This window comes from Streptomyces olindensis (assembly GCF_040645895.1).
Taxonomy (GTDB): Bacteria; Actinomycetota; Actinomycetes; order Streptomycetales; family Streptomycetaceae; genus Streptomyces; species Streptomyces olindensis.
Map to the genome: position 1 here is coordinate 137,064 of NZ_JBEYZD010000004.1, position 25,810 is coordinate 162,873.

The 25,810-nt window shown below is 70.3% G+C and carries 18 protein-coding genes; 13 read left to right on the forward strand and 5 right to left on the reverse strand.

What is annotated here, in order from left to right; all coding sequences use genetic code 11:
* Positions 1-4 precede the first annotated feature (4 nt).
* Positions 5-1,090 carry a sugar ABC transporter substrate-binding protein gene (locus tag ABZ948_RS03695; protein WP_359756899.1) on the reverse strand — a complete coding sequence of 362 codons (1,086 nt, stop codon included), beginning with the start codon at positions 1,088-1,090 and terminating at the stop codon, positions 5-7.
* Positions 1,087-3,879: a SpoIIE family protein phosphatase gene (locus tag ABZ948_RS03700; protein WP_359756901.1), complete on the reverse strand. Its 2,793-nt coding sequence runs from the start codon at positions 3,877-3,879 to the stop codon at positions 1,087-1,089. Before ABZ948_RS03700 ends, ABZ948_RS03695 begins: the two co-directional genes overlap by 4 nt.
* 527 nt (positions 3,880-4,406) lie before the next feature.
* On the opposite strand from ABZ948_RS03700, the gene ABZ948_RS03705 reads away from it, so the two are divergent.
* Both ABZ948_RS03705 and ABZ948_RS03710 read left to right on the forward strand, forming a co-directional pair.
* Entirely contained in the window at positions 4,407-4,676 is a 270-nt protein-coding gene (locus ABZ948_RS03705; RefSeq protein WP_359756903.1) for a hypothetical protein, read from the forward strand.
* A 157-nt stretch (positions 4,677-4,833) separates the two neighbouring features.
* Positions 4,834-5,244, forward strand: a complete 411-nt coding sequence (locus tag ABZ948_RS03710) for an MmpS family transport accessory protein (RefSeq protein WP_359756905.1) — start codon at positions 4,834-4,836, stop codon at positions 5,242-5,244.
* A gap of 181 nt (positions 5,245-5,425) precedes the next feature.
* On the opposite strand, the gene ABZ948_RS03715 is transcribed toward ABZ948_RS03710, so the two are convergent.
* Complete coding sequence (locus ABZ948_RS03715) at positions 5,426-6,454, reverse strand: acetylxylan esterase (RefSeq protein ID WP_359756907.1); 1,029 nt, start codon at positions 6,452-6,454, stop codon at positions 5,426-5,428.
* A 231-nt stretch (positions 6,455-6,685) separates the two neighbouring features.
* Here ABZ948_RS03715 and ABZ948_RS03720 point away from each other — a divergent pair, with 231 nt between their 5' ends.
* From ABZ948_RS03720 to ABZ948_RS03745, 6 genes are read left to right on the forward strand one after another with little or no spacing between them, the layout of a single operon-like run.
* Positions 6,686-7,681, forward strand: coding sequence for an ABC transporter permease (locus tag ABZ948_RS03720; protein WP_359756909.1), 996 nt, complete (start codon positions 6,686-6,688; stop codon positions 7,679-7,681).
* Entirely contained in the window at positions 7,675-8,547 is an 873-nt protein-coding gene (locus ABZ948_RS03725; RefSeq protein WP_031119081.1) for a carbohydrate ABC transporter permease, read from the forward strand. Before ABZ948_RS03720 ends, ABZ948_RS03725 begins: the two co-directional genes overlap by 7 nt.
* A 39-nt stretch (positions 8,548-8,586) precedes the next feature.
* Positions 8,587-10,242 carry an ABC transporter substrate-binding protein gene (locus ABZ948_RS03730; protein WP_359756910.1) on the forward strand — a complete coding sequence of 552 codons (1,656 nt, stop codon included), beginning with the start codon at positions 8,587-8,589 and terminating at the stop codon, positions 10,240-10,242.
* Positions 10,239-10,544, forward strand: a complete 306-nt coding sequence (locus tag ABZ948_RS03735) for a hypothetical protein (protein ID WP_359756912.1) — start codon at positions 10,239-10,241, stop codon at positions 10,542-10,544. Before ABZ948_RS03730 ends, ABZ948_RS03735 begins: the two co-directional genes overlap by 4 nt.
* A complete protein-coding gene (locus tag ABZ948_RS03740) occupies positions 10,541-11,224 on the forward strand; it encodes a hypothetical protein (RefSeq protein WP_359756914.1) in 684 nt (227 codons plus the stop codon). The genes ABZ948_RS03735 and ABZ948_RS03740 overlap by 4 nt, the downstream gene beginning before the upstream one ends.
* Positions 11,221-13,227, forward strand: a complete 2,007-nt coding sequence (locus ABZ948_RS03745) for a beta-galactosidase (protein WP_359756916.1) — start codon at positions 11,221-11,223, stop codon at positions 13,225-13,227. Before ABZ948_RS03740 ends, ABZ948_RS03745 begins: the two co-directional genes overlap by 4 nt.
* On the opposite strand, the gene ABZ948_RS03750 is transcribed toward ABZ948_RS03745, so the two are convergent.
* Together ABZ948_RS03750 and ABZ948_RS03755 are read right to left on the reverse strand one after the other, a co-directional pair.
* Complete coding sequence (locus tag ABZ948_RS03750; protein WP_359756917.1) at positions 13,221-15,194, reverse strand: alpha-glucuronidase; 1,974 nt, start codon at positions 15,192-15,194, stop codon at positions 13,221-13,223. The genes ABZ948_RS03745 and ABZ948_RS03750 overlap by 7 nt on opposite strands.
* 20 nt (positions 15,195-15,214) lie before the next feature.
* On the reverse strand, positions 15,215-19,015 hold the full coding sequence (locus ABZ948_RS03755) for a GH92 family glycosyl hydrolase (RefSeq protein ID WP_359756919.1): 3,801 nt from the start codon (positions 19,013-19,015) through the stop codon (positions 15,215-15,217).
* 382 nt (positions 19,016-19,397) lie between these two features.
* Here ABZ948_RS03755 and ngcE point away from each other — a divergent pair, with 382 nt between their 5' ends.
* The 5 genes from ngcE to ABZ948_RS03780 all read left to right on the forward strand — a co-directional run bounded on the left by ngcE (position 19,398) and on the right by ABZ948_RS03780 (position 25,725).
* Positions 19,398-20,852, forward strand: coding sequence for an N-acetylglucosamine/diacetylchitobiose ABC transporter substrate-binding protein (ngcE, locus tag ABZ948_RS03760; RefSeq protein ID WP_359756921.1), 1,455 nt, complete (start codon positions 19,398-19,400; stop codon positions 20,850-20,852).
* A 42-nt stretch (positions 20,853-20,894) separates the two neighbouring features.
* A complete protein-coding gene (locus ABZ948_RS03765; RefSeq protein WP_359756922.1) occupies positions 20,895-21,821 on the forward strand; it encodes a carbohydrate ABC transporter permease in 927 nt (308 codons plus the stop codon).
* 3 nt (positions 21,822-21,824) lie between these two features.
* Positions 21,825-22,748, forward strand: a complete 924-nt coding sequence (locus ABZ948_RS03770; RefSeq protein WP_359756924.1) for a carbohydrate ABC transporter permease — start codon at positions 21,825-21,827, stop codon at positions 22,746-22,748.
* A 531-nt stretch (positions 22,749-23,279) separates the two neighbouring features.
* Positions 23,280-24,491 carry an ROK family transcriptional regulator gene (locus tag ABZ948_RS03775; protein WP_359756926.1) on the forward strand — a complete coding sequence of 404 codons (1,212 nt, stop codon included), beginning with the start codon at positions 23,280-23,282 and terminating at the stop codon, positions 24,489-24,491.
* 133 nt (positions 24,492-24,624) lie between these two features.
* Positions 24,625-25,725 (forward strand): ABC transporter substrate-binding protein, encoded by a 1,101-nt coding sequence (locus ABZ948_RS03780; protein ID WP_359756999.1) that lies wholly within the window; start codon positions 24,625-24,627, stop codon positions 25,723-25,725.
* Positions 25,726-25,810: the final 85 nt, after the last annotated feature.

A 25,810-nucleotide genomic window follows, 5' to 3' on the forward strand; every position in this document is an offset into this window, starting at 1 on the left:
TCCCTCACCCGGTGAGTCCGGCCCGGTCACAGTCCGGCCGGAGCTTCGGGGTGCAGATCTGGTCGACGGTGTAGACGCCGTCCTGGACGAGCGTCCGGCCGATGTTCTCCCGTGTCACGGAGATCGGGTCGAGCAGGACCGACGGGACGTCCTCGGTGGTGGGACTGTCCACGCTCGTCGTGACGAGGGCGTCGACGTCGTTGCCGCGCGCCAGGGCGACGGCCATCGCGGAGGCCGCGTCGGTCTCCAGCCGGAACGGCTTGTAGACGGTCATGTACTGCTCGCCCTCGACGATGCGCCGCACGGCGTCGAGGTCGGCGTCCTGGCCGGTGATCGCGGGCAGCGGCGAGACCCGGGCGCTCTTGAGCGCCGCGACGACACCGGCGGCGATCGAGTCGTTGGCCGCCAGCACCCCGTCGATCCGGTTCGGGCCGAGGACGCTGATCGCCGCGGACATCTGGTCGTGGGCGTTCTCCGTACGCCACCCGAGGGTGTCGTACGACCGGGCGATCCGCACCCGGTCCTCCAGGACGGACCGGGCCCCGCCCTCGTACCAGGCGGCGTTGGGGCTCGCCGGGTCGCCGTTCATCATCACCACGCTGCCGCCGTCGGCCCTGGCGCCCATGCCCCGCAGCAGCGCCTCGCCCTGGAGCCTGCCGACCTCGCGGCCGTCGAAGCTGACGAACCCCGCGATCGGGCCCTCGGCGAGCCGGTCGTAGGCGACGACCGGGATGCCCTCCCGCTCCGCCGCCCGGACCGAGGAACGCAGGGCCTTGGGGTCGACGACGTCCAGGATGAGGACCGACACCCCCCGGGTCATCATGGACTTCATCTGCTGCCGCTGGCTCGCCGCGTCGTTCTCGGCGTTGGCGTACACCACCGTGCACTCGGAGCACAGCTCCTTCACCCGCTTCTCGATCATGGGCTTGTCGGACTGCTCCCAGCGCGGCACCGCACGGCTCGGCAGCAGCAGCCCGACGGTCAGCCCGTCGTCCCCGCCGCCCGCGCCGTCGCCGGTGCACCCGGCCAGGGACACCGCCAGCACGACCGCCAGCAGCCCGGCGGACACCCGCCACCTCGGGGCTCTCATCGCGGTCCCCTCTCCTCGGACCGGCCCCGGCCCGGGCCCCGGCCTCTGTTCCGGTCACGGTTGCGGCCGATGCCCCAGCCCCGGTCCCGGCCCAGGCCCCAGCCCGACTGCCGCTCCCGCTCCGGCTCGGCCCGCGGTTCCGGCTCGGGTTCCTCCGGGAGGTCCGGCTCCGGCTGCGGACGGGACACGACGATCTCGCTCCACACCTGCTTGCCGCCGCCGACCGGTACCGAGCCCCAGGCCGCCGAGAGGGCCTCGACCAGGAAGAGCCCCCGGCCGCCCGTCGACTCCCAGTCCACGACCACCGGCTTGGCGGGGGAGCGGGGCGAGGAGTCGCTCACCGTCACCCTGAGCCGGTCCGCCGCCAGGGTCAGATCCACCCGGACCGGGCCCTGGGTGTGCACCAGCGCGTTGGTGACCAGCTCCGACACCACCAGCAGGACGGTGTCGGCGTCGGCCACGACGTCCCACGAGCGCAGCGTGCGGGCGCTGAACCGGCGGGCGTGCATGACCGCGTCCGGCAGCCGCCACACCACCCAGCCCGCCCGCACGGGCCGGACCCGCATCCCGTCGTAGCGCAGCAGCAGCAACGCCACGTCGTCCTCGCGGCGGCCGGCCTCGCCGAGCAGTTCGTCGGCCATCCGCCCCGGGTCGGCGGGGTCGGCGGCGGCGAGCGCCTCGCCCACCAGCCGCATGCCCTCGTCCAAGTGCAGATCGGCCGACTCCACCAGGCCGTCCGTCACCAGCGCGAGCACCGAGCCCGGGGCCAGGGCGAGCGCCGTCAGCGGGAAGTCCGCCTCCTCGAGGACGCCGAGCGGGAGGCCCCCCTCGACCGCGATCTCCTCGGTGTCCCCGTCGGGATGGCGCACCAGCGGCGACAGGTGCCCGGCCCGCACGAACAGCGCGTTGCCCTCCTCCATGTCCAGCTCGACGTAGCAGCAGGTGGCGAACAGGTCGGTCTCCATGCCGACGAGCAGCCGGTTGGCGTGCGCGACGACCACGTCCGGCGGATGGCCCTCGACGGCGTAGGCCCGGACCGCCGTACGCATCTGGCCCATGATCGTCGCGGCCCCGGCGCTGTGCCCCTGCACGTCCCCGATGACCAGGGCCACCTTCCCCTCCGACAGCGCGATGACGTCGTACCAGTCGCCGCCCACCTGGAGTCCGCGCCGGGCCGGCAGGTAGCGGGCCACGGCGGTGCCCCCGGGCAGCCGGGGGAGCCGGCGGGGCAGCAGACTGCGCTGGAGCATCGTGGCGAGTTCCTGCTCGGCGTCGTAGGCGTGCGCGCGCTTCAGTGCCTGCCCCACCAGACCCGCCGTCGCGGTGAGCAGGGCCCGCTCCTCCGGGGCGAACTCGTGCGGGGCGTCCCAGCCGACCAGGCACACCCCGGCCACCCTGCTCTTCGCGGGCAGCGGCAGGACCGCGAGCCCGCCCGGGCCGATCCCCGCGAGGCCCGGTTCCAGCACGGCACCGGCCGGCCACAGGCTCATCCGCCCGTCCCGCAGCGCCGCCTGCAGCGTGGGCAGCGCGCCGACCGGCGCGTCGGGCCACTCCGAGCGCCACTCCGAACGCCACAGCTCCGGCCAGGCGGTGGCGGCCGGGGGATCGAGCACGGTGACCGCGAGCCGGTCCTCCAGCAGCTCGGCGAGCGCGACCCGGTCGGCGCCCAGCGGCTCGCGCAGCGCGGCGACCACCACACGGCTGACGTCCCGCACCGTCGTCGCGTCGTCGAGCGCGGCCGTCAGCCACTGGATGCGGGCGACGTCGCTGGCGCCGCGCCGCAGCACGGGGGCCGCGGTGACGACGCCCAGCACGCGCTGGGGAGCGCCGTCGGGGCCCTTCAGCACGCGGCTGCCCAGGCGCAGCCAGCACAGTTCACCGGTGGGTCGGCGGATACGGAACTCCAGTTCCCGGCGCCCCGGGGTCTGCGCGGACGGTTCGATGACCGACATCAGGGCCGGGACGTCCTCCGGGACGCTGTAGGAGAGCAGCGTGTCGGTCTTGCCGTCGAAACCGTCCTCGGGGATGCCGACGAGTTCCAGCAGGGCCGGGTCCGTCTCCACCAGGCCGGTGCCCGGCGTCAGGGCGAACGAGCCCACGCCCATGGCCCGCAGGGCGGAATCCAGCAGGGGGGAGGGCGCCGACCGGTCGGCCTCGCCCCGCAGCCGCCCGGCGACCGCGTCGGCGTACCGCTCCAGGAACTCCCGCTGCTCGCCCCCGAACCCCTCCCCGGGCTCGCCCACGACGACCAGGCATCCCAGCCATCCACCCGGCGCCCCCAGGGGCAGCGCCCCGAGCGGCGCGGAGACGACAGTGCCGCCCTCCCGACCGTCGACCACGGCACCCCGGAGCCACACGGCCCGACCACTCCGATAGGCCTCGCCGACGGCACCGCCATTTCCTGTGCCTGCGGTCTGAGGTGGGGGTGGAGGTGGGGGCGCGGGTGGGGGTGGGGCAGGGGGTGCGACCCGCTCCGCTTCCCGCCCAGCCGTCGTGTCGCGCTCCCGCCCGGCCGTCGTGTCGCCGCCCCCAGCCACCGGCGAGCCCGCCGAGACCCGCACGCTCCCCGTCAGCCCGTACCGCTCGGGTTCCAGCCCGGCCGCCTCCACCCGCCGGAGTTCCGCGCCGTCCTCGCTCCGTACGTACACCGCCGCCAGCACCACCCCGGCGAACGCCAGGACCCGCTCCCGCGCGGCCGGTTCCGGCGTGGGACGAGGCGGGCCGGTGTTCCCGCTCCGGGGCGCCCGCAGACCGGGGGCCGCGGCCCGGGCATCGCCGTCATGGGGCATGTCCGCGTCCACCTCCCGTCCACGCCGCAGCCACCGGCAGGTGGGAGTCCCCGGAACCCAGGCGACGACGACGCGGGCACGAGTCGGCGGTACCGGGTCACGCCTCCCATGGCGAAGCCACGCCGCACATGAGCGGCAGGGCACCCACACAACAGAATCGCACACCTGGATAACAGCGACATATGGGGCGTACGGGCTGACTCGGTCAATGTGTCGGGGCACCTGCTGCGCGACCAGAACCCCCACCCGGCCGGCCGCCCGGCTGCCCACCCTCGCCGGGCGCCTCCCCCTGCTGATGCGCGGAGTGGGAGCGGCTCGTGGGCGGGTTCCGGTCCACCGTTATGGGAGCGCTCCCACCCCGCTGCTGCGAAAGTTAGCGCCGGGCGGCGCACTTGTAAACGGTCGCCGCGCGGGGCGCCGGAATCCGATCGGGTGACGGCCGCCGCGCGCTTTGCCCGGGCTCCCACCAGACTTCGGGTGAGCGGACGGCCCGCCGACCCGGAATCCAGGAGACGGTCATGACGTGCATGCCGAGTGAAGACGCGGAGTTCCACAAGGCGATCAAGGAAGTCTTCCTCAGGTATCCGGAGGCGCAGGGCAAATACGCGCTGTCGAGCCTCGCGCTGGAAAATGAGATGGGAATCGACTGGGAGAACGAGGTCGGAGTGTCCCGGGTCGAGGACAGGGCGATCATCACCGAGTTCGTGGACCGGAAATCGGTGATCCGGATGCAGCTCTGCCTGAAGTGGAATTTCGACTACACCGAATGCCTCCACTGGATGGAGGCGAAGGAGTGACACCACTCGTCCCCCGGGTGGGCGGCGCGGCCACCGCCGTGGGCGAGCCGTGCCGGGACCCGAGGTGAGGGAACTGGCCGCTCTCGTATCGAAGTTGACTTTGCCTTCCCTTTGGGCTTGGCTGCGGCTCTGACCATTCACGATCCGGGGGGATCTCTTGAACCGCACCATCCGTGCTGCCGTCTGCGCCGTCGCCGTCACCGGTCTCGCGTTCGGCCTCAGCTCCTGTTCCGAGGCGGTCGACCAGGTCGACAAGGCGGTGGACGAGACGTACGAAGTGACCTACGAGGTCACGGGGAAGAACGTCGACTCGATCGAGTTCCACGGTGGCGGTGGCAAGGCCCTGGAGCCGAAGATCGAGTCGGTGTCGAAGCCCGAGCTGCCGTGGAAGAAGACGGTCACGCTGCGCGGCATCATGCCCGCGGCGGTCATGCCGGTCGCCGCGGATCCCGAGGGCGCCCAGGTGACCTGCAAGATCATCCACAAGGGCAAGGTGCTGGAGGAGCAGAGCGCCAAGGGCCTGGTGACCGCCGGGGGCTGCACCGCGGAGTCTCCGATCGGCAAGTGACGACGGGCCGCCCGGCGGATGGGGCGTAGTCGCCGGGCGGCACCGGGCTGCCGATCCAGCCCCAGCCCTCGATCACCACAGGCCGCCCGCGCAGCGCCGCGAACGTCCGCCTGGGCGGGCGGGCCTGGTGGACGTTCACGGGACCGGCGGCGGACCCGGTGGATGGCCCTCGCGGCCGGTCTCAGGCCGACGCGCCCCCGGCCCCCGCGCGGTCATCGCGCCGGACGTCCAACACCTGCGCCAACCATGCCAGTTGCCGGCGCACCTGCACCGCGTCACCGCCCTCGTGGCCGTTGAACGGATAGGCGTGGATCTCCTTGTCCGGGTCGGCGCCGGTCAGTTCGGCGTAACGGTTGAACGCCGCGTACGCCCCGCTCGGCGGGCACACCGTGTCGCGCAGGCCGACACCGAAGTGGGCCGGGGCCTGCGCCCGGCGGGCGAAGGAGACGCCCTCGACGTAGGACAGGGTGCGGTAGGCGGCGTGCTCGGCGCCCCGGTGGACGGAGAGGTAGGCGGCGATCTCGCCGTACGGGCCCGTGTCGGTGAGGTCCAGCGCGCGGCGGATCCCGCACAGCAGCGGCGCCGTGACCAGGAGCGCCGCCAGATCGGGGACGAGCCCCGCGACCGCCAGGGCCAGCCCGCCCCCCTGGCTGTTGCCGACGGCCACGGTCCGCGCGGGATCGACGCCGGGCAGCGCCCGCACCGCCGCGACCGCGCGCACCGCGTCCGTGATCAGGCGCCGGTAGTGGTAGTCCTCGGGAGCGAGCAGCCCCCGCACCGCCGGCCCCGGACCGCCCGGCGCGGTGCCGTACGGGTCGGGCGTGTCACCGCCGCAGCCGTACTGGTCGCCCTGGCCGCGGTTGTCCATGAGCAGATGCGCGTACCCGGCGTTGACCCAGGTCAGGCGCTCGTGCGGCAGACCCCGGCCGCGCCCGTACCCGGCGAACTCCACGACGGCGGGCAGCAGTTCACCACTACCGGCCGGCCTGCTGAACCAGGCGCGCACCGGGTCGCCCCCGAAACCCCGGAACGTCACGTCCCAACTCCGCGTCAGCCGCAGGCCCGTCTCCACCGGCCGCACCGACACCAGCGGGTCCGCCTGCCCGGCCTCCTTCAGCGTGCCCAGCCAGAACGCGTCGAAGTCGGCGGGCTCCCCGACGTCCGGGCGATGGCGCTCCAGTTCCGTCAACGGCAGGTCGAACGCGGGCACGCGGCACCTCGCAGGAGTCGGTGGTCATCCAGAAACTTGCGACGAGCAAAGGGGGGTGGGCCCCAGGGGTCTACCCAGGTGCGACAGGTTTCCAACGCGGCACAGGCGCCCCGGCCGACTACCGCAGCACCCATTGACAGCGCTTTCCCCTGCCCTTAGGTTGCCGCGAAGTTACCGGTAAGCGCTCGAAAGTTTCGGTTCCGCGTCCCATGCCCACGGGAGGCCCGAGCAATGAGCACGTCCACCACGTCGGCCCCGCCGGGCACCGAGGACCCCCCTCCGGCCCGGGCCGCCCCCCGACGACGCGGCGGCCGGACGCCCGCCCGGACCGGCTGGCGGCGGGCGCTGCGCCGCGACTGGCAGCTGTACTCGCTGGCGATCCTGCCGCTGCTGTTCTTCCTGGTCTTCCGCTATCTGCCGATGATCGGCAACGTGATCGCCTTCCGGCGCTTCGAGCCCGGGGGATCGATCTTCGGCGAGGAGTGGGTGGGCCTGCGCTATGTGCAGATGTTCCTCAGCGACCCCACCTTCTGGCAGGTCTTCCGCAACACCCTGTGGATCGGCGGGCTCACGCTGCTGTTCTGCTTCCCGATTCCGATCGTGCTGGCGCTGCTGCTGAACGAGGTTCGCCGGCGCTCCCTGAAGCGGTTCGTGCAGTCCGTGTCGTACCTCCCGCACTTCCTGTCGATCGTGATCGTCGCGGGCATCACCCTGCAGATGCTGGCCAGCGACGGCCCGGTCAACCACGTCCTCGGCTGGTTCGGCCACGAACCGATCCGCTTCATCCAGGAACCCGAGTGGTTCCGCACGATCTACGTCGGCTCGGAGATCTGGCAGACGGCCGGCTGGGGCACGATCCTCTACCTCGCCGCGCTCACCACCATCGACGAGGACCTCTACGAGGCCGCGCGCATCGACGGGGCCAACCGCTGGCAGCAGATCTGGCACGTCACCCTGCCCGGCATCCGCCCCACCATGGTCACGCTGCTGATCCTCAACATCGGCACGTTCATGGCGGTCGGCTTCGAGAAGGTCCTGCTGCTGTACAACCCGCTGACGTACCCCACCGCCGACGTCATCTCGACCTACGTCTACCGGGCCGGCGTCGAGTCCAACAGCTTCAGCTACGCCGCCGCCATCGGGCTGTTCGAGGCGATCATCGGCCTGGTCCTCATCACGTCCGCCAACCAGCTCTCACGCCGCACAGTGGGGACCAGCCTGTGGTGAAGCCGAGCCGCTCCTACCGGGTCTTCCAGGGCGTCAACGGGGTGGTCCTCACGCTCGTCGTGCTGGTGACCCTGTACCCCTTCGTCAACATCCTCGCGCGGTCCTTCAGCGGGGAGCGCCAGATCCGCGCGGGTGAGGTGACCCTGCTGCCCAAGGGGTTCAACCTCACCACGTACGAGATCGTGTTCCAGGACGCGATGTTCTGGCGGAACTACGGCAACACCGTGCTGTACACGGTCGTGGCGACGGCCGTGGCCATGGTGCTGACGACGTGTTACGCCTACGTCCTGTCGAAGAAGCACCTCAAGGGCCGTGGTGTCCTCGTCGGCATCGCTGTGTTCACCATGTTCTTCACCGGCGGGCTGATCCCGAACTACATCCTGGTCACCAGCCTCGGCCTGAAGAACAGCGTGTGGGCGATCGCCCTGCCGAACGCGATCAGCGTGTTCAACCTGCTGGTGATGAAGGCGTTCTTCGAGAACCTGCCGACGGAACTGGAGGAGGCCGCGCAGATCGACGGCCTGAGCACGTACGGCATCCTGCTCAGGATCGTGCTGCCGCTGTCCAAGGCGGTCGTGGCGACGATGGTCCTCTTCTACTCGGTGTCCTTCTGGAACTCCTGGTTCAGCGCCTTCCTCTACATGGACCGGACGGATCTGATGCCCGTCACCGTCTACCTCCGCAACCTCATCCAGGGCGCCACCGGCGGCGGCAACGCGGGCGCCGGCACCGAGCAGCTCAGCCAGGTCGGCGCGAACATCCAGTCGGTCACCATCGTCCTGACCGCCCTGCCGATCCTCTGCGTGTACCCGTTCGTCCAGCGCTACTTCGTCTCGGGCGTGATGCTCGGCGCGGTCAAGGGCTGACGCCGCCTCCTCCCTCGCCTACGGAACAAAGGAGTCTCCGTGCAGAACGCAGGACAGCTGTCGCGGCGCCAGATACTCGCCGCCGCCGGGTTCGTCGGACTCGCCACGGTCGCCGGCTGCGGCAGCGGGGACGACGGCGGCGACACGAAGGACCTGTCGAAGAAACAGAACGGCGCGATGAAGAACTACCGGGCCGGACAGCAGTTCAAGGCGTCCGAGCCGCTCGCCTTCTCCGTGCTGCACAACAACAACCCCGTGTATCCGATGAAGAGCGGCTGGCGGTTCTGGAAGGAGGTCACCAAGCGCACCGGCGTCACCCTCAAGCCGGTCGACGTCCCGCTCGCCGACTACGAGAAGAAGCGCAGCGTCCTCATCGGCGCCGGGGACGCCCCGTTCATCATCCCCAAGACGTACCACCCCTCCGAGGTCGCCTTCGTCTCCTCCGGCGCCATCCTCGCCGTCAGCGACTACGTCGACCTCATGCCCAACTTCCGCGACAAGGTCCGCAAGTGGAAGCTGGAGCCCGAACTCGACTCCATCCGCCAGTCCGACGGCAAGTACTACCTGCTGCCCGGCCTGCACGAGAGGCCCAAGCCCGGCTACTCGCTGTCCTTCCGCACGGACGTCCTCGACCGGCACGGCCTCGGCCTGCCCACCACCTGGGACGAGGTGTACGACGTCCTCAAGGCGCTCAAGGAGGAGTACCCCGGCAAGTACCCCCTCTCCGACCGCTGGAGCACCAACACCCCGTTCCCCTGCGGCGCCCTGTTCAGCTACCTCGGCCAGGCCTTCGGCGTCAGAGCCGGCTGGACCTACGACAACATCGACTTCGACCACAAGGCGCAGAAGTACGTCTTCACCGGCGCCCAGGACGCCTACCGCCAGATGGTCGAGTACCTCCGCAGGCTCGTCGCCGAGAAGCTCATGGACCCCGAGAGCTTCAGCCAGACCGACGACCAGGCCGTGCAGAAACTGCTCGCCGAGAAGTGCTACGCGATGAGCGCCAACCCGCAGGAGCTGGTGCAGAACTACCGCTACAACCTGGAGAAGCAGGTCAAGGGCGCGAAGATCGAGATGGTCCCGGTGCCGATCGGGCCCGCCGGGCCGGTCGTGCTGGGCGGCAGCCGGCTGGAGAACGGCGTGATGATCTCCAGCAAGGCACTCAAGAGCGACAGCTTCGTCGCCATGATGCAGTTCGTGGACTGGCTCTGGTACTCCGACGAGGGCCAGCGGCTGGCCCGCTGGGGCGTCGAGGGCGTCACCTACACCCGCTCGGGAAGCCGGTACGAGCTGAAGCCCGGCATCAGCCTCATGGGCTCCGACCCGGACGCGCCGAAGGACATGCAGAAGGACTTCGGCTTCTACAACGGCGTCTTCGCCTACGGCGGCAGCTGGGAGCTGGTCTCCTCGATGTTCAGCCCGGACGAGCAGAAGTTCCAGGACGCCATGGCCCAGCGCAGGCAGCTGCCCATCGGCCCGGCCCACCCGCTGCAGTCCTTCGAACAGGAGCAGGCGACCCTCTGGGAGACCCCGCTGAAGGACACCGTCATCCAGAACACCCTCCGGTTCGTCCTCGGCAAGCGGCCGCTGTCTGAGTGGGACGACTACGTCTCCGAGCTGAAGTCGAAGAACATGCAGCAGTTCGTCGACCTGCACAACAAGGCGTACGAGCGGTTCAAGAAGGAGAACGGGTGATCCGCGTCCCCGACTCGCCGAGCGGCCGGCTCACCGACGCCTGGCACCAGCGCGCCGGCACCGGCCGCCCCGGCCCCGCCCCCCGCCGCGACCACCAGGACCCGGGACGGCTCGACACCCCGCGCGAGGCCGCCGAGCCCGCGCGCACCCACCGGCGGCCGACCGCCGAGGACAGCCGGGCCGACCGGCCCCTCACCCTGAGCCGCCACGAGGTCCCGCTCGTCGAGCCCACCCCGGTCGACGAGGACCCCCCGCCCCGGTGGGACGACCGGCGCCCGCTCGGCCGGGAGACGGCGGCATGAGCACCGTGCGGGCCTCCGACTTCGGCACCGGGACCCTCTCCCGCGCCTCCGCCCTGGTCCACACCGTCCTGACCGTCGAGGCGCTGCTGCTCCTGACCGCCTCCCCGGGCCTGGCCGGACTGCTCCTGCTCGGCCCCGACCCGGCCAACCTCCCCCTCGCGGCCCTGTGCCTGCTGCCCCTCGGACCGGCCCTGTCCGCCGCCCTCTACGCCCTCCACCACCGCAGCCGCGACCTCACCGAGCTGCGCCCGGCCCGCGCCTACCTGCGCGGCTGGCGGCTCAACGCCCTGCCGGCGCTGAAACTGTGGACCCCCCTGCTCGCCTGGCTGACGGTCATCGCCTTCACCCTCACCCACTTCGCCGCCACCGGCCTGCCCGGCTGGTGGGCGGTCCTGCTCGCGGCGATCGGCGCCGGTTCCCTCCTCTGGGGCGCGCACGCCCTCGTCCTCACCTCGCTCTTCGCCTTCCGTGCCCGGGACACCGCCCGCCTCGCCGGGTACTTCCTGCTCCGGCACGGCCGCGCCACCCTCGCCGCCGCCTCCCTGCTCGTCCTGACGGCCGCGCTGACCGCCCTGCTGACGGAGGCCCTGCCCGCCCTGCTGGCCGCTCCGCTGCTGCTGTCCCTGCTGCACGGCAGCCGCTCGGTGATCACCGAGACCCAGGAGGAGTTCACCGCATGACCGCGCCACGCACCCCGAAGATCCCGTACGGCGGCGACTACAACCCGGAGCAGTGGCCCGAGGAGGTCTGGGACGACGACCACCGCCTGTTCACCCGGGCCGGCATCGACACCCTCACCGTCGGCGTCTTCATCTGGTCCCTCACCCAACCTGCCCCCGACACCTACGACTTCACCGTGCTGGACCGCATCCTCGACCGGGCGGCCGCCGAGGGCCGCCGGGTCTGCCTGGCCACCGGCACCGCCGCCCTCCCGCCCTGGCTGGCCAAGCGCCACCCCGAGGTCAACCGCACAGACTTCGAGGGCCGCCGCCACCGCTACGGCCAGCGCCACAACTTCTGCCCCAGCTCCCCGGCGTACCGCGAACACGCCACCGCGCTCGCCTCCCGCCTCGCCGAACGGTACGCGCACCACCCGGCCCTGCTCGCCTGGCACATCAACAACGAGTACGGCGGCGCCTGCTACTGCGACCTGTGCGCCGAGGCGTTCCGGACGTGGCTGCGGGACCGGCACGGCACCCTCGACGCCCTGAACGACGCCTGGTGGACCACCTTCTGGTCGCACCGCTACACCGACTGGGACCAGATCGAGCCGCCGAACGCCCTCACCGAGCACTGGCGCGGCCCGGACCACACCGCCTTCCAGGGCATCACCCTCGACTACTTCCGGTTCACCACCGACGCCCTCCTCGGCTGCTTCCTGGCCGAGAAGGAGGTGATCCGCGCCCACGACCCGGACACGCCCGTCACCACCAACTTCATGGGCACCTTTCGCCCCCTCGACTACCACCGCTGGGCGCCGCACCTCGACTTCGCCTCCTGGGACAACTACCCGCCCCTGGACGCCCCGCCGACCCGGCCCGCCCTCGCCCACGACCTGATGCGCGGCCTGAAGGACGGCGCCCCCTTCTGGCTGATGGAGCAGACCCCGTCCACCACCGCGTGCCGGGACGTCAACCCGCTCCGGCGCCCCGGCGAACTCCGCCTCGCCACCTTCCAGGCGATCGCCCACGGCGCGGACGCCGCCCTCTACTTCCAGATGCGGGCCTCACGCGGCGCCTGCGAGAAGTACCACGGGGCGGTCATCGGCCACGCGGGCCGCGACGACACCCGGGTCTTCCGCGAGGCGGCCGAACTGGGGCGCGAGCTGGAGGCGCTGGGGGACCGGACCCTGGGCGCCCGCACCCCGGCCCGCACCGCCCTGCTCTTCGACTGGGACAGCTGGTGGGCCCTGGAGATCTCCGACGGCCCGTCCCGGCTGGTCAAGTACCCGGACGTGGTCCACGCCTACTACCGGGCCGCCCGCGCGGCCGGCGCCGACGTGGACGTCGTCCCGCAGACCGCCGACCTCACCCCCTACGACGTCGTCCTCGCCCCCGCCCTCCACCTGGTCAAGGGCGACCTCGCCACCCGGCTCGAAGCCGTGGCCGCACGCGGCGGCACGGTCCTCGCCACCTTCCTCTCCGGCCGCGTCGACGCACACGACCGCGCCTTCCCCACCGACGTCCCCGGCCCGCTCGCGCCCCTCATGGGCGTCCGCGTGGACGAATGGGACGCCCGCCCGCCGGAGTTCACCCAGCCCGTTCCCGAACTGGGGAGCGAGGCCCGGCTCGTCTTCGAGATCGTGCTGCCGCGCGGCGCCGAACCGGTCGCCACCTACGGCACCGACTTCTACGCCGGCACCCCGGCCGTGACCCGCAACCCGTTCGGCGCGGGCGAGGCCTGGTACGTCGCCACCGCCCTCGACCAGCCGGGCGTCGACCAGGTCGTACGCCGGATCCTGACCCGCCACGACCTCCTCGGCCCCTACGCCGGACACCCGGCGGTGGAGACCGCCACCCGGGTCGCCCCCGACGGCACCCGCCTGCTCTTCCTCCTCAACCACGCTTCCGAACCGGCCCGCCTGACCGCCCACGCCACCGCCACCGACCTGCTCACCGGCAAGCGGGTGGACCGCGGCGAACCCCTGGTCCTCGACCCCTTGGGCGTCGCGGTCCTTCAGTAGATGCGCCGCCCATGTGCGTCGGGCACACCCGACTTCCGGAAGAAGTAGCTGTTGATCTGATCGCGCCACTCGCGGGCGCTGCGGAGCTGCTCCTCGAAGAGCTCCGTCACCCGCCTGTGGCGCGCGGGGTCGACGAGGCCCCCGAGCCCGGCCCACACCTCCCGGGCCGCCTCCACCTCCTCGACCCCTTCGAAGTGCGTGTCGTAGATGTGCTGGATCACCGTCTTCCCGCTCGTCAGCCGGTGTGCGTACGACACGTGGTGGAAGAACAGCAGCAACTCGTCGGGGCAGCTGTCCGCGGACTCGTACACCTCGGCCCACGGCTTGCCGTACTGCCCGGCGTACCCTGTGCCGGTCGCCACGCTGCGGTCGACACCGACCCCGTCCCGGTCGGCGAAGTGGTACGTCCCCCACGGGCTGTACTCGTACCCGTCCACGCTCGGCCCGTAGTGGTGCCCCGGCTGCACCATGAACCCCACGCCCAGGGGAGCGGTGTACTTCTCGTACGTCCGCCACGAACCGTCCAGGACCGCGTGCAGCCCGGCCGCCGGTCCCGGCCCGAAGGTGAGCCGGATCCACTCGTCGAGGACCGCGCCCGGATCGGCGTCCGGCTGCCAGGCCAGCCGGCCGAAGGTGTACAGGTTGGCCTGGGCGAGAGGGTGCCCGGTCCAGAACGGGTCGTCGCCGGCGTTGGACACGGCGACCAGCCCGCCCCGCGCCGACTCCCCGACCGACGCGCCCGGTTCGACCGGGAAGCCCAGCACTTCGCCCCACATCGGCCCCAGCCAGCACACGTGCCGCTGCTGCCCGGTGTACTCCTGGGTGACCTGCAGCTCCACCGCGAGCCGGGTGCGCGGCATGGCCCCGATCAGCGGCGAGACGGGTTCCCGCACCTGGAAGTCCATCGGCCCGTGCTTCACCTGGAGCACCGCGTTCCGGGCGAACCGCCCGTCCAGCGGCACGAAGTGGTCGTACGCGGCGCGCGCCCGGTCGGTCGTGCGGTCCCGCCAGTCCTGGCGGTGGTCGTAGACGAACGCCCGCCAGTGCACCGTGCCGCCGAACGGCTCCAGCGCCGCCGCCAGCAGGTTGGCGCCGTCGGCGTGGCTGCGGCCGTACGCGAACGGCCCCGGCTGCCCCTCCGAGTCGGCCTTCACCACGTACCCGCCGAAGTCCGGGATCGCCTCGTACACCCGCCGTGTCGCCTCGGTCCACCAGGAGCGCACGGCCCCGTCCAGCGGATCGGCCGTGGGCAGCCCGCCGAGCAGGAGCGGCGCGGCGAAGGAGACCGACAGGTGGGTGCGGATGCCGTACGGCCGCAACGCCCCGGCGATCGCGGCCACGTCACCGATCCGGTCGGTCAGCAGCCGCGCCTCGGCCGCGTGCACGTTGACGTTGTTCACGGAGACCGCGTTGATCCCGCACGCCGCCAGCAGCCTGCCGTACGCCCGCACCCGCTCCAGGTCGCCGCGCGCCCGGCCGTCCTCCCAGAACAGCGAGCCACCCGCGTACCCGCGCTCCACCTGCCCCATGACCGGGTGCACGGCCACGTTGTCCCAGTGGTCGAGCATGCGCAGGGCGAGCGCCGGGCGGTGCGTGTGCCGCGGCCGCTCACCGGTGAAGGCCGCCTCCCCGAGCCGCACGACGTGGAACAGCCCGTACAGCAGCCCCCGCCCACCGGAGGCGGTCACGGTCGTCGTGCCGCCCTCGCAGGCGACCGTGAAGCCCTCGTCGCCGAGGCCGTCCGCGCCGAGGCCGAGGACCAGGTCGTACGGGCCGTCGTCCGACGCGTCCCGCACCACCCGGCCCCCGAACCGCCGGCAGGCCTCGGCCACCTCCCCGTGCACCGTCTCCACCAGCGGACCCGATCCCCGGATCAGCGTCCGCCGGCCGCCAACCGCCCGGAAGGCGCCGGGCGGCAGCCAGGCCGGGTCGACACCCTCGGGCAGGACGGGCACGGGAAGCGGCATGAGACCCCCAACTCACTTGTTCAGCCGAGCAGTTCGACCTCCGCCAGGGTCGCCTCACCGTCGAGGACCAGGCGGTACCTCTCGTACGTACCCGGCGACCTCACGGAGAACGCGCGGGTCTGCCGGTCCCAGGCGAAGGACTCCCCGGAGCGCCGGTCCAGCGTCCGCCAGGTCTCACCGTCGAAGGAGCCCTGGAGCGTCCAGCCGCCCGGTGCCTTCGCCCGGTCCGCCGACGACGTCAGGGTGTACTGGACGGCCTCGGCGCCCTCGCCGGCCGGCAGGTCCACGGACGTCACCGCCGCGTCCGTGGCCGACGTGTCGTCGAACAGGGCGCCCTCACCCTCCAGCACGTCCGCGCGCGGCGAGGGCACCTCGTCGTCCCGGGTGATCGACACGGGCGCGGCGTCCTTGCCCGTGCCCCAGGACGACGGCCTCGGACCCATGTCGAATTCCAGGACACCGCCCTTGGCGACCACCGAGTGCGGCAGCGAAGTCTTCGACCACGTACGGCCGTTGACCTTCAGCCCCTGCACGTAGACGTTCTCCGCGCTGTTGCGCGGCGCCTTCACCACCAGCTCGCGCCCGTTCTCCAGGTGCACGGTCGCCTTCTCGAACAGGGGCGAGCCGATCGCGTACTCGCCGCTGCCCATCACCAGCGGATAGAAACCGAGCGCGGAGAACAGGAACCAGGCCGACTGCTCGCCGTTGTCCTCGTCGCCGTGGTAGCCCTGCCCGATCTCACTGCCGGTGTACAGCCGGGACAGCACCTCGCGGACGTTCTTCTGCGTCTTCCAGGGCTGCCCGGCCGCGTCGTACATGTAGAGGGCGTGGTGGGCGACCTGGTTGGAGTGCCCGTACATGCCCATCCGCACGTCGCGCGCCTCGGTCATCTCGTGGATGACACCGCCGTAGGAGCCGACGAACTCGGGGGAGGCGGTCTCCGGGGTGGAGAGGTACTCGTCGAGCTTGTCGGCGAGGCCCTTGCGCCCGCCGTACAGGTTGGCCAGGCCCCGGCTGTCCTGCGGGGCGGTGAAGGCGTAGCCCCACCCGTTGGTCTCGGTGTAGTCGTGGCCCCAGACCCGCGGGTCGTACTTCGCGGACTCGACCCGCCAGTCGCCCTTCGCGTCACGGCCCTGGAAGAACCCGGCCTTCTCGTCGAAGAGGTTCACGTAGTCGCGGGCCCGGTCCAGGAAGTACTCCGACTCCTCCTTGTAGCGCCGCTCACCGGTCTCCTCGTACAGCTTCCGGCCCATGCGGGAGATGCCGTAGTCGTTGAGGTAGCCCTCCAGCGCCCAGGACAGGCCCTCGTGGGTCTCGGTGCTCGTGTAGCCGAGGAACGGGGAGGTGGCCATGCCCTTGCGGCCGACGCCCGAGTTCGGCGGGACGACCGTCGCGTTCTTCACGGCCGCGTCGTACGCCGCCTTCGCGTCGAAGTCGACGCCCTTGACGTACGCGTCCGCGAACGCCACGTCCGACGAGGTGCCCGTCATCAGGTCCGCGTAGCCCGGGGAGGACCAGCGGGAGGTCCAGCCGCCGTCCTTGTACTGCTGCACGAACCCGTCGACCAGCTCGCCCGCCCGGGACGGCGTCAGGAACGAGTACGCGGGCCAGGTGGTCCGGTAGGTGTCCCAGAACCCGTTGTTGACGTACACCTTGCCGTCGACGATCTTCGCGCCGGTGTGCGTCGGGGTGTCCGGCTTCGGCATGGGGGAGAAGGGCGAGGCGTACCGGTACGTCCCGTCGACCTTCTCGAACCCCGAGTTCGGGTACAGGTAGAGCCGGTACAGGCTGGAGTACAGCGTCGTCAGCTGGTCGGGAGTCGCCCCCTCGACCTCCACCTTGCCGAGCAGCCGGTCCCACTGCCGCTGGGCGCTCTTCTTCACCGCCTCGAAGGACCGGCCCTCCGGGATCTCCTGGCGCAGGTTGTCCTCGGCCTGGTCGACGCTGATCAGCGAGGTCGCCAGCCGCAGGGTGACGGTCCGGTCCTCGCCGGCCTTGAAGCGCAGATAGCCCTTCACACCGCTGGAGTCGCCCTCGGCCACCGGCTTGTCGAACTCGCCGTAGACGAACAGCCGGGTCGCGCCCGTCGACAGCCCGGACTTCACGTCCGAGTAGCCGGTGACGATCCCGTTCTCCTCGTCGAGGGTCAGCCCCGCCTGGTCGGTCACATTGTCGAAGAGGACGCTCGCCTCGTCGCCCGGGTAGGTGAAGCGCAGCGCCGCCGCGTGGTCCGTCGGCGCCATCTCGGCCTTCAGCCCGTTCTCGAACCGCACCCCGTAGTAGTAGGGCCGCGCGATCTCGTTCTCGTGCCGGAAGGCCAGCTCCCGCGCCTCCCGCCCGTACTCCGGGGTCCCGCCGGCCACGGACGGCATCACCTGGAAGGTCTGCCGGTCGCCCATCCAGGGGCTCGGCTCGTGGCTCGCGCTGAACGCCTGGATCGTCGGCAGGTTGTCCGCGTTGTTCGCACGTGCGTAGTCGTACAGCCAGCTCAGCGAACCCGCGTTGGTCACCGGCGTCCAGAAGTTGAAGCCGTGCGGGACCGCCGTCGCCGGGAAGTTGTTGCCGCGCGAGAAGCCGCCGCTGGAGTTCGTGCCGCGGGTCGTCACCGCGTAGTCCGACAGATGCGCCTTCGGCCGCTCGGGCGCGACGGAGTCGATGCTCACGTCGTCCAGCCAGCCGCGGAACCTCGCCGGGCCCTTGGGGGAGTCGTACGCCACCAGGATCCGGTCCACGGTCTTCCCGGCCGCCACCGACCCGATCCGCGCGACCACGTTGTTCCACTGGTTGACGTAGAGGATCTTCGCCGCACCCTGCCCCCGCGGGGTCAGCGGGAAGCCGTGCTGGTCGGTGGCGCGCAGCTCGCTCAGATGGGTGCCGTCGGTGAAGGCCAGGTCGACGGAGACGTTCGTCGCGTCGTAGTCGAGGTCGCCGTCCGCCATCGACGGGAAGATCCGGTACGACAGCCGCGTGTTCCGGCCGACGGCCACGTTCACGTCGAAGACCTTGTTGTACGAGTACGCCCGCCCGTCGGCGGTGTGGCGGCCGGCGTAACGCAGGGCCCGCTTTCCGGTGAACCCGGCGCCCGCCTTGGCGGTGGGGGAGCCGCTCGGGCCGCGGTCGACGAGGGAGAGCATGTCCTGCGGGACGGGCCCGTCATCGCCGCCCGTGGACAGCTGGAGGTCGGCGATCTGAAGGATCTCGCCGCCGTTGTTGCCGGTGACCTCCAGCCGGAAGTGCCGGTACTCGGCGGGTTCCGCCAGGTCGTACGTCTTGGTCAGGAACCGCTCCGGGAACGACTCGCCCGAGCGGGTGTCGAGGGTCTTCCAGTCCGTGCCGTCGGCGGAGCCCTTCAGGGTCCAGTCCTTCGGGTCGCGCTCGTCGTGGTCGTTGGCCGACGTCACTGCGTAACGCACCACTTTGGCTGGTTTGTCCAGGTCTAACTCGGCCCAGCCGGTGGGTTCGAAGGTGAGCCACTTGGTGCTGGGCTCGCCGTCGACGAGGTTCTCCTTCACCTCGCCGCCGCCGGTGTTCTCGGCGCTGGCCCGGACGTCGGTGACGTGGTCGGTGACGTTGCCCGGTATGCCGCTGCTGTAGCCGCCGTCCACGCCCGAGGCCCGCTTGCCGCCGTCCGGTGCCGTGTCGACGGTGTTCTGCCAGTCTGGAACCGGGTCATCCGCCTCGAAGGAGGACATGAACTTCCGGTCGGGGGTCTCGGGGGCTCCGGGCAGTGCGACCGCGACGCCCTGTGAGCCCAGGGCCAAAGCGAAGGCGGTCGCCGACACGACCGCCGTGCCCCATCTGTGCCGAGCTTTCCGCTGCATCAACGGGTACCCTCCCTGCGCAGTGGACAACGTTGTCAACTTCGATGCGCAAGGACCAGTAGTTGCCCAAGTCATGAGGAGTGTCAAGGGTGTTGCCTGTGGCATTCGGGGGCCATGACCGGGATATTTCCACCGGAGAACACACAGGCCGCTCATACTTCCGCGAGGTCTCAACTCGGATAAGACCCACGGCCAACCTTGTGTTCGATCTTGATCCGCCGGCGGGAAGTGGACTATACCTGTCGGACGCTTCACACGATCCGCACGTCAGCGCCCGCACGTCAGCACCCGCACTTTCCTGCACGACCCAGCTTGACCCGATCGCGGTGCCGGGAAGGATCCGGTTCACCGCCTGAGTCCTGGAGAAGGCGAGGACTTGAGCATGGGATCCACTTCCGCCGAGAACCACGGCACCGAGGGTGTCGGCCGCCGTGATCTGATCAAAAGGTCCGCCGCGCTCGGGCTGATCTCCGTCCCCACGATGAGTTTCCTGTCCGCCTGCGCCAGCAGCGGCGGCGGCGACAGCGGTGACAAGGCCAAGGCCGGCAAGAAGACCGCGAAGAACCCGCTCGGCGTCAATGACACCGCGGGCATGGAATTCGTCCTGTTCGACGGCGGTTTCGGCAAGGAGTACGCCGAGGACGCCGTGAAGATCTACGAGAAGAACTTCCCCGAGGCGAAGGTGAAGTTCTCCGCCACCCAGAAGATCCAGTCCACCCTCCAGCCCCGCTTCAACCAGGGCACTCCGCCCGACCTCGTCGACAACTCCGGCGCCGAGCAGATGGACATGGGCATCCTCTCCAGCAAGAACCAGCTCACCGACCTCACCCCGCTGCTGGACGCGCCCTCCTACGACGACCCGGGCAAGAAGGTCCGCGACACGCTGCGCCCCGGCATCGTGGAGATGGGCCAGCTGGACGGCGACCCGGTCTGGATCCTTTACTACGCCTACACCGTCTACGGCGTCTGGTACTCGCAGAAGGCCCTGGACTCGCTCGACGAGCAGTACCCCGAGACCTGGGACCAGATGCTCGCGGTCTGCGAGAAGGCCAAGAAGAAGGGCATGGCGGGCTGGACGTACGCGGGCAAGTACCCGTACTACCTGCCCTTCTCCCTCTACCCCATGATCGGCAAGGTCGGCGGCCGAGAGGTCCTCGACGCCATCGACAACCTGGAGCCGAACGCCTGGAAGCACCCGGCCGTCAAGGCCTGCTTCGACGCGTACTACGAGCTCTACAAGAAGGGCTACGTGCTCAAGGGCACCCCCGGCCTGGACCACATCCAGTCGCAGACCGCCTGGGCCGAGGGCAAGGCGCTGTTCATCCCGAACGGCTCCTGGGTGGAGAACGAGTCGGCCAACGTCATCCCGAAGGACTTCGACCTGGCCGTCTCCGCGCCCACCGGCATCGACTCCTCCGACAAGATGCCCTTCGGCACCATCTGGGCCTCCGGCGGTGAGCCCTTCATCGTCCCGGCCAAGGCGAAGAACGCCGAGGGCGGCATGGAGCAGCTGCGCATCATGCTCAGCGAGGCGTCCTCGAAGAACTTCACCAGCAAGGTGAAGTCGCTGACCGCGTACAACGGCGGCACCGACGGAATCGCCCTCACCCCCGGTCTCAAGTCGGGCGTCGCGGCCCTGGAGAAGGCGGGCGAGAACGTGGTGAACCCGCGTATGCAGGACTGGTACGTCCAGTTGCAGAAGGAGAAGATCGGCGTCTCCGGCCTCGGCGAGATGATGGCCGGCCGCCTCACTCCCGCCGAGGCCATCAAGAAGATCCAGGCTTTCGCCGACGAGACCGCCAAGGACACCTCGATCAAGCACTACAAGCACCAGTAACAGCACCGGAAACCCAATTTCCGCAACGGCACCGGAGTGGCGATGCAGCACGGCAAGTACCGGTTCATCGTGGGCTTCCTCGCGCTGCCCCTGGGACTGTACGCGCTCTTCGTGGTCTGGCCGTTCATCCAGTCCATCTACTACTCGTTCACGGACTGGACCGGCCTGAGCCCCGAATTCAAGATGGTCGGTTTCGACAATTACAGCCGGATGCTCGACGACGAGATCTTCTGGAAGTCGTTGCAGCACAGCTTGCTGTTCGCCCTCCTGCTGCCGGTGGTGACGATCGGCCTCGCGCTGTTCTTCGCCTTCATGATCAACGTGGGCGGCAGAAAGAGAAAGAACGGCCCGGTGATCACCGGTGTCCGCGGCTCCTCCTTCTACAAGATCGTCTATTTCTTCCCGCAGGTCCTCTCGATCGCCATCGTCGCGCTGCTGTTCGCGTTCGCGTACAACCCGGACAGCGGCGCGATCAACTCGATCCTGCGCGGCATCGGCCTCGACAACGTCCAGCCGTTGTGGCTCGGCGACCCGGACCTGGCGCTCTGGGCCGTGATGGCGGTCCTCGTCTGGTCCACCGTCGGCTTCTTCGTGGTCCTCTTCTCCGCCGGCATGGCCTCCATCCCGGCGGAGATGTACGAGGCGGCGCTGCTGGACGGCGCGAACCGCTTCACCACGTTCTTCCGCGTCACCCTGCCGCTGCTGTGGGACACCGTGCAGTCCGGCTGGGTCTACATGGGCATCCTCGCCCTGGGCGCCGAGTCGTTCGCGGTCGTGCAGATCATGACGACCGGGCCGGGCGGTCCCGACTACTCGACCACCGTCATGGTCCTGTACGTGTACCAGAAGGCGTTCCGGGACGGGCAGGCCGCCTACGCCACCACCATCGGTGTCGCCCTGCTCGTCGTCACGCTGGCCTTCGCCGCCGTGGTGATGCGGCTGGGCCGTCGCGAGCGGCTGGAGTACTGACCGATGAAGACGACCGAAACCCCCGCGCCGCTCCCGGCCGAGTCCGGAGCCCCGATCACCAAGACGGACATCAAGCCGCCCCCTCCCCTGAAGGAGAAGAAGGAGGGCACGGTCCTCAACGTCTTCTCCCACGGCGTCCTGGTCATCTGGGCGTTCATGGTGGTCATGCCGCTGCTGTGGGCGGTCATGACGTCCTTCAAGGACGACCGTTCCATCTTCAGCTCGCCCTGGTCGCTCCCGGACTCCCTGCACTTCGACAACTGGTCGCGGGCGTGGACCCAGGCCAACATGAGCGACTACTTCCTCAACACGGTCCTCGTGGTGGGCGGTTCGCTCATCGGCACGCTCGTCCTCGGCTCGATGGCGGCCTATGTCCTGGCCCGCTTCGACTTCCCGGGCAACCGGTTCATCTACTACCTGTTCATCGGCGGCATGAGCTTCCCGATCATGCTCGCGCTGGTCCCGCTGTTCTACGTCGTGAACAACATGGGCCTGCTGAACACCATCCACGGCCTGATCCTGGTCTACATCGCCTACTCGCTGCCGTTCACGGTGTTCTTCCTGACGGCGTTCTTCCGCACGTTGCCGACGTCGATCGCCGAGGCGGCCTTCGTCGACGGCGCGTCCCACAGCCGCACGTTCTTCCAGATCATGCTGCCCATGGCCAAGCCGGGCCTGATCAGCGTCGGCATCTTCAACTTCCTGGGCCAGTGGAACCAGTACATGCTGCCCACGGTCCTCAACACGGACCCCGATAAGCGGGTTCTCACCCAGGGCCTGGTCCAGCTGGCCGTCAGCCAGGGTTACAAGGGCGACTGGTCGGGTCTCTTCGCGGGTCTGGTGATGGCGATGCTGCCGGTTCTCGCCGCGTACGTCATTTTTCAGCGGCAGGTGGTGCAGGGTCTCACGGCAGGGGCGCTCAAGTAGCACGGGCCGCCGCAGCCGCTGCCGGGTGGGTCCGCAGCCCGGCGCAGCGGGGTGCCGCTTCTTTGGGACGGGTGCCGCCCTCAGCGGCACGATTGCCCGCAGCTAGGCGGGGCGGGCGGCCCGCAGCCAGGCGGGACGGGCGGCCCGCAGCCAGGCGGCGGGCCCCGCGGCGACGGGTCTGCGGCGGCAGCCGAGACGCGCCCGCACCCGCGAGACGGCGCAAGGGGCCGTGTCGGGGGGTGTCCGCCCGCAGCGGTTGGCGCGTCAACGGACAGCGAGTCGGTACGCAACCCCATCGCGCCGTTCCGAGGACGGACACCCCCCGGCGCGGCCCCGCCCCTCCACCCGGCGTAGGCGAAAGACGCGCACCCTCACCGCCGGAAGCCCCCGTAGCCGTCCGCGACGGTATGCGTACACCCCGGAATCAGTTCAACCTCTTGACGGGAGGCAACCCGAACGGCTCAGCTTAGAGTTCACTAGTTGGACATAGACGGGGTCTCATCGAAGCGGCCCCGTGCGCAGGAGGTCGTCGTGGAGACTCCGGGGTCGCAGTCGTCACTGCACCGAGCCAACCTGGAGCGGGTCGTACGAGCCGTGCGCCTGGCGGGCTCCCTCACCCAGGCCGAGATCGCGCGGACGACAGGCCTGTCCGCGGCGACGGTGTCCAACATCGTCCGCGAGCTCAAGGACAGCGGAACCGTCGAGGTCACCCCCACCTCGGCCGGCGGCCGCAGGGCCCGCAGCGTGTCGCTGAGCGGCGCCGCCGGCATCGTCATAGGCGTGGACTTCGGCCACACCCACCTCCGCGTCGCCATCGGCAACCTCGCCCACCAGGTCCTGGCCGAGGAGTCCGAGCCCCTCGACGTCGACGCCTCGTCGACCCAGGGCTTCGACCGCGCGGAACAGCTGGTCACCCGCCTGATCGAGGCCACCGGCGTCGACCGCACCAAGATCGCCGGCGTCGGCCTCGGCGTCCCCGGCCCGATCGACGTGGAGTCGGGCACCCTCGGCTCGACCGCCATCCTCCCCGGCTGGACCGGCACCAAGCCCGCCGAGGAGCTCCGCGGCCGCCTCGGCGTCCCCGTGCACGTCGACAACGACGCCAACCTCGGCGCCCTCGGCGAGATGGTCTGGGGCAGCGGCCGGGGCGTCCGCGACCTGGCGTACATCAAGGTCGCCAGCGGTGTCGGCGCCGGCCTGGTGATCAACGGAAAGATCTACCGGGGCCCCGGCGGCACCGCCGGAGAAATCGGACATATTACACTCGACGAATCCGGCCCCGTCTGCCGCTGCGGAAACCGCGGCTGCCTGGAGACCTTCGCGGCCGCGCGCTACGTGCTCCCGCTCCTCCAGTCCAGTCACGGCACCGACCTGACCATGGAAGGCGTCGTACGGCTCGCGCGGGACGGAGACCCGGGCTGCCGTCGGGTGATCGCCGACGTCGGCCGCCACATCGGCAGTGGAGTGGCCAATCTCTGCAACCTTCTGAACCCGAGCCGGGTGGTCCTCGGCGGTGATCTCGCCGAGGCCGGTGAACTGGTGCTCGGGCCGATCCGGGAGTCCGTCGGCCGCTACGCCATCCCCAGTGCGGCGCGCCAGCTGTCCGTTCTCCCCGGGGCACTCGGCGGACGTGCGGAGGTGCTCGGAGCGCTCGCCCTCGCGCTCAGCGAGATGGGCGATTCAACACTTTTGGACGGGACTGCCGTTGGGGCGCTGCGGGCGGCGACCCCTGCCTTCACTTAGAGAACGGATGGCACCGTTGCCATCTCGTTAAGGATTTACTTCTTGACGTCGCACGTGTGGCCGAGTTGACTTCCAGCCACCTCGGCCGCAATGTCGCGGCCTCGTCAGGGAGGTTTCTGAAGTGAACACGCGTATGCGTCGCGCCGCTGTTGCGATTGCCGCCGGTGCGATGGCCGTTTCGCTTGCTGCCTGTGGCAGCGCCAAGGAGTCCGGCGACAAGGCCGACTCCACCGGGTCCGCCAAGAAGGGCGACGACATCAAGGTCGGCCTGCTCCTTCCGGAGAACGCGACCGCCCGTTACGAGAAGTTCGACCGTCCGCTCATCGAGGCGAAGGTCAAGGAGCTCACCAACGGCAAGGGCGAGGTCGTCTACGCCAACGCCAAGCAGGACGCCAGCACGCAGAACCAGCAGGTCGACACGATGGTGACCAACAAGGTCGACGTGCTGATCGTGGACGCCGTCGACTCCAAGGCGATCGCCGGCTCGGTGAAGAAGGCCAAGGACGCGGGCATCCCCGTCGTCGCCTACGACCGCCTGGCCGAGGGCCCGATCGACGCCTACACCTCGTTCGACAACGAGACCGTCGGCAAGACCCAGGGCGAGGCCCTGCTGAAGGCCCTGGGCGACAAGGCCAAGGACGGCCAGATCGTCATGATGAACGGGTCCTCCACCGACCCGAACGCCGCCCAGTTCAAGAAGGGCGCGCACTCCGTGCTCGACGGCAAGGTGAAGATCGGCCGCGAGTACGACACCAAGGAGTGGAAGCCGGAGAACGCCAACTCCAACATGGAGGGCGCCATCTCCGCCCTCGGCAAGGACAAGATCGTCGGCGTCTACTCCGCCAACGACGGCATGGCGGGCGGCATCATCACCGCCCTGAAGGCCGCCGGCATCGCCGACATCCCCGTCACCGGCCAGGACGCCGAACTCGCGGGTGTGCAGCGCATCGTCACCGGTGAGCAGTACATGAGCGTCTACAAGCCCTACCCGCAGGAGGCGGACGTCGCGGCCGAGATGGCCGTCGCCCTCGCCCAGGGCAAGTCGCTCGACTCGATCGCCAAGGACAAGGTCGACAGCCCGACCACCAAGGCCATCCCCTCCGTCCTCGTCCCGGTCGTCTCGCTGACCAAGGACAACATCAAGGACACCGTCATCAAGGACGGCATCTACACCGTCGGCGAGATCTGCACCGGCAAGTACAAGGCCGCCTGCGACAAGATCGGTCTCGAGTAAGCAGCCGTCAGGTCCCCTGAGGGGTACGGGAGTCCGCGTCCGGGCTCCCGTACCTCCCGTGCGGGACAGGCTGTCCCGAGTCTCC

Excerpts from the sequence above, each read along its gene's own strand:
- ABZ948_RS03695 (WP_359756899.1), bottom strand. The coding sequence starts at position 1,090 with ATGAGAGCCCCGAGGTGGCGGGTGTCCGCCGGGCTGCTGGCGGTCGTG.
- ABZ948_RS03700 (WP_359756901.1), bottom strand. The coding sequence starts at position 3,879 with ATGCCCCATGACGGCGATGCCCGGGCCGCGGCCCCCGGTCTGCGGGCG.
- ABZ948_RS03705 (WP_359756903.1), top strand. The coding sequence starts at position 4,407 with ATGCCGAGTGAAGACGCGGAGTTCCACAAGGCGATCAAGGAAGTCTTC.
- ABZ948_RS03720 (WP_359756909.1), top strand. The coding sequence starts at position 6,686 with ATGAGCACGTCCACCACGTCGGCCCCGCCGGGCACCGAGGACCCCCCT.
- ABZ948_RS03740 (WP_359756914.1), top strand. The coding sequence starts at position 10,541 with ATGAGCACCGTGCGGGCCTCCGACTTCGGCACCGGGACCCTCTCCCGC.
- ABZ948_RS03745 (WP_359756916.1), top strand. The coding sequence starts at position 11,221 with ATGACCGCGCCACGCACCCCGAAGATCCCGTACGGCGGCGACTACAAC.
- ABZ948_RS03750 (WP_359756917.1), bottom strand. The coding sequence starts at position 15,194 with ATGCCGCTTCCCGTGCCCGTCCTGCCCGAGGGTGTCGACCCGGCCTGG.
- ABZ948_RS03755 (WP_359756919.1), bottom strand. The coding sequence starts at position 19,015 with ATGCAGCGGAAAGCTCGGCACAGATGGGGCACGGCGGTCGTGTCGGCG.
- ngcE (WP_359756921.1), top strand. The coding sequence starts at position 19,398 with ATGGGATCCACTTCCGCCGAGAACCACGGCACCGAGGGTGTCGGCCGC.
- ABZ948_RS03765 (WP_359756922.1), top strand. The coding sequence starts at position 20,895 with ATGCAGCACGGCAAGTACCGGTTCATCGTGGGCTTCCTCGCGCTGCCC.
- ABZ948_RS03770 (WP_359756924.1), top strand. The coding sequence starts at position 21,825 with ATGAAGACGACCGAAACCCCCGCGCCGCTCCCGGCCGAGTCCGGAGCC.
- ABZ948_RS03780 (WP_359756999.1), top strand. The coding sequence starts at position 24,625 with ATGCGTCGCGCCGCTGTTGCGATTGCCGCCGGTGCGATGGCCGTTTCG.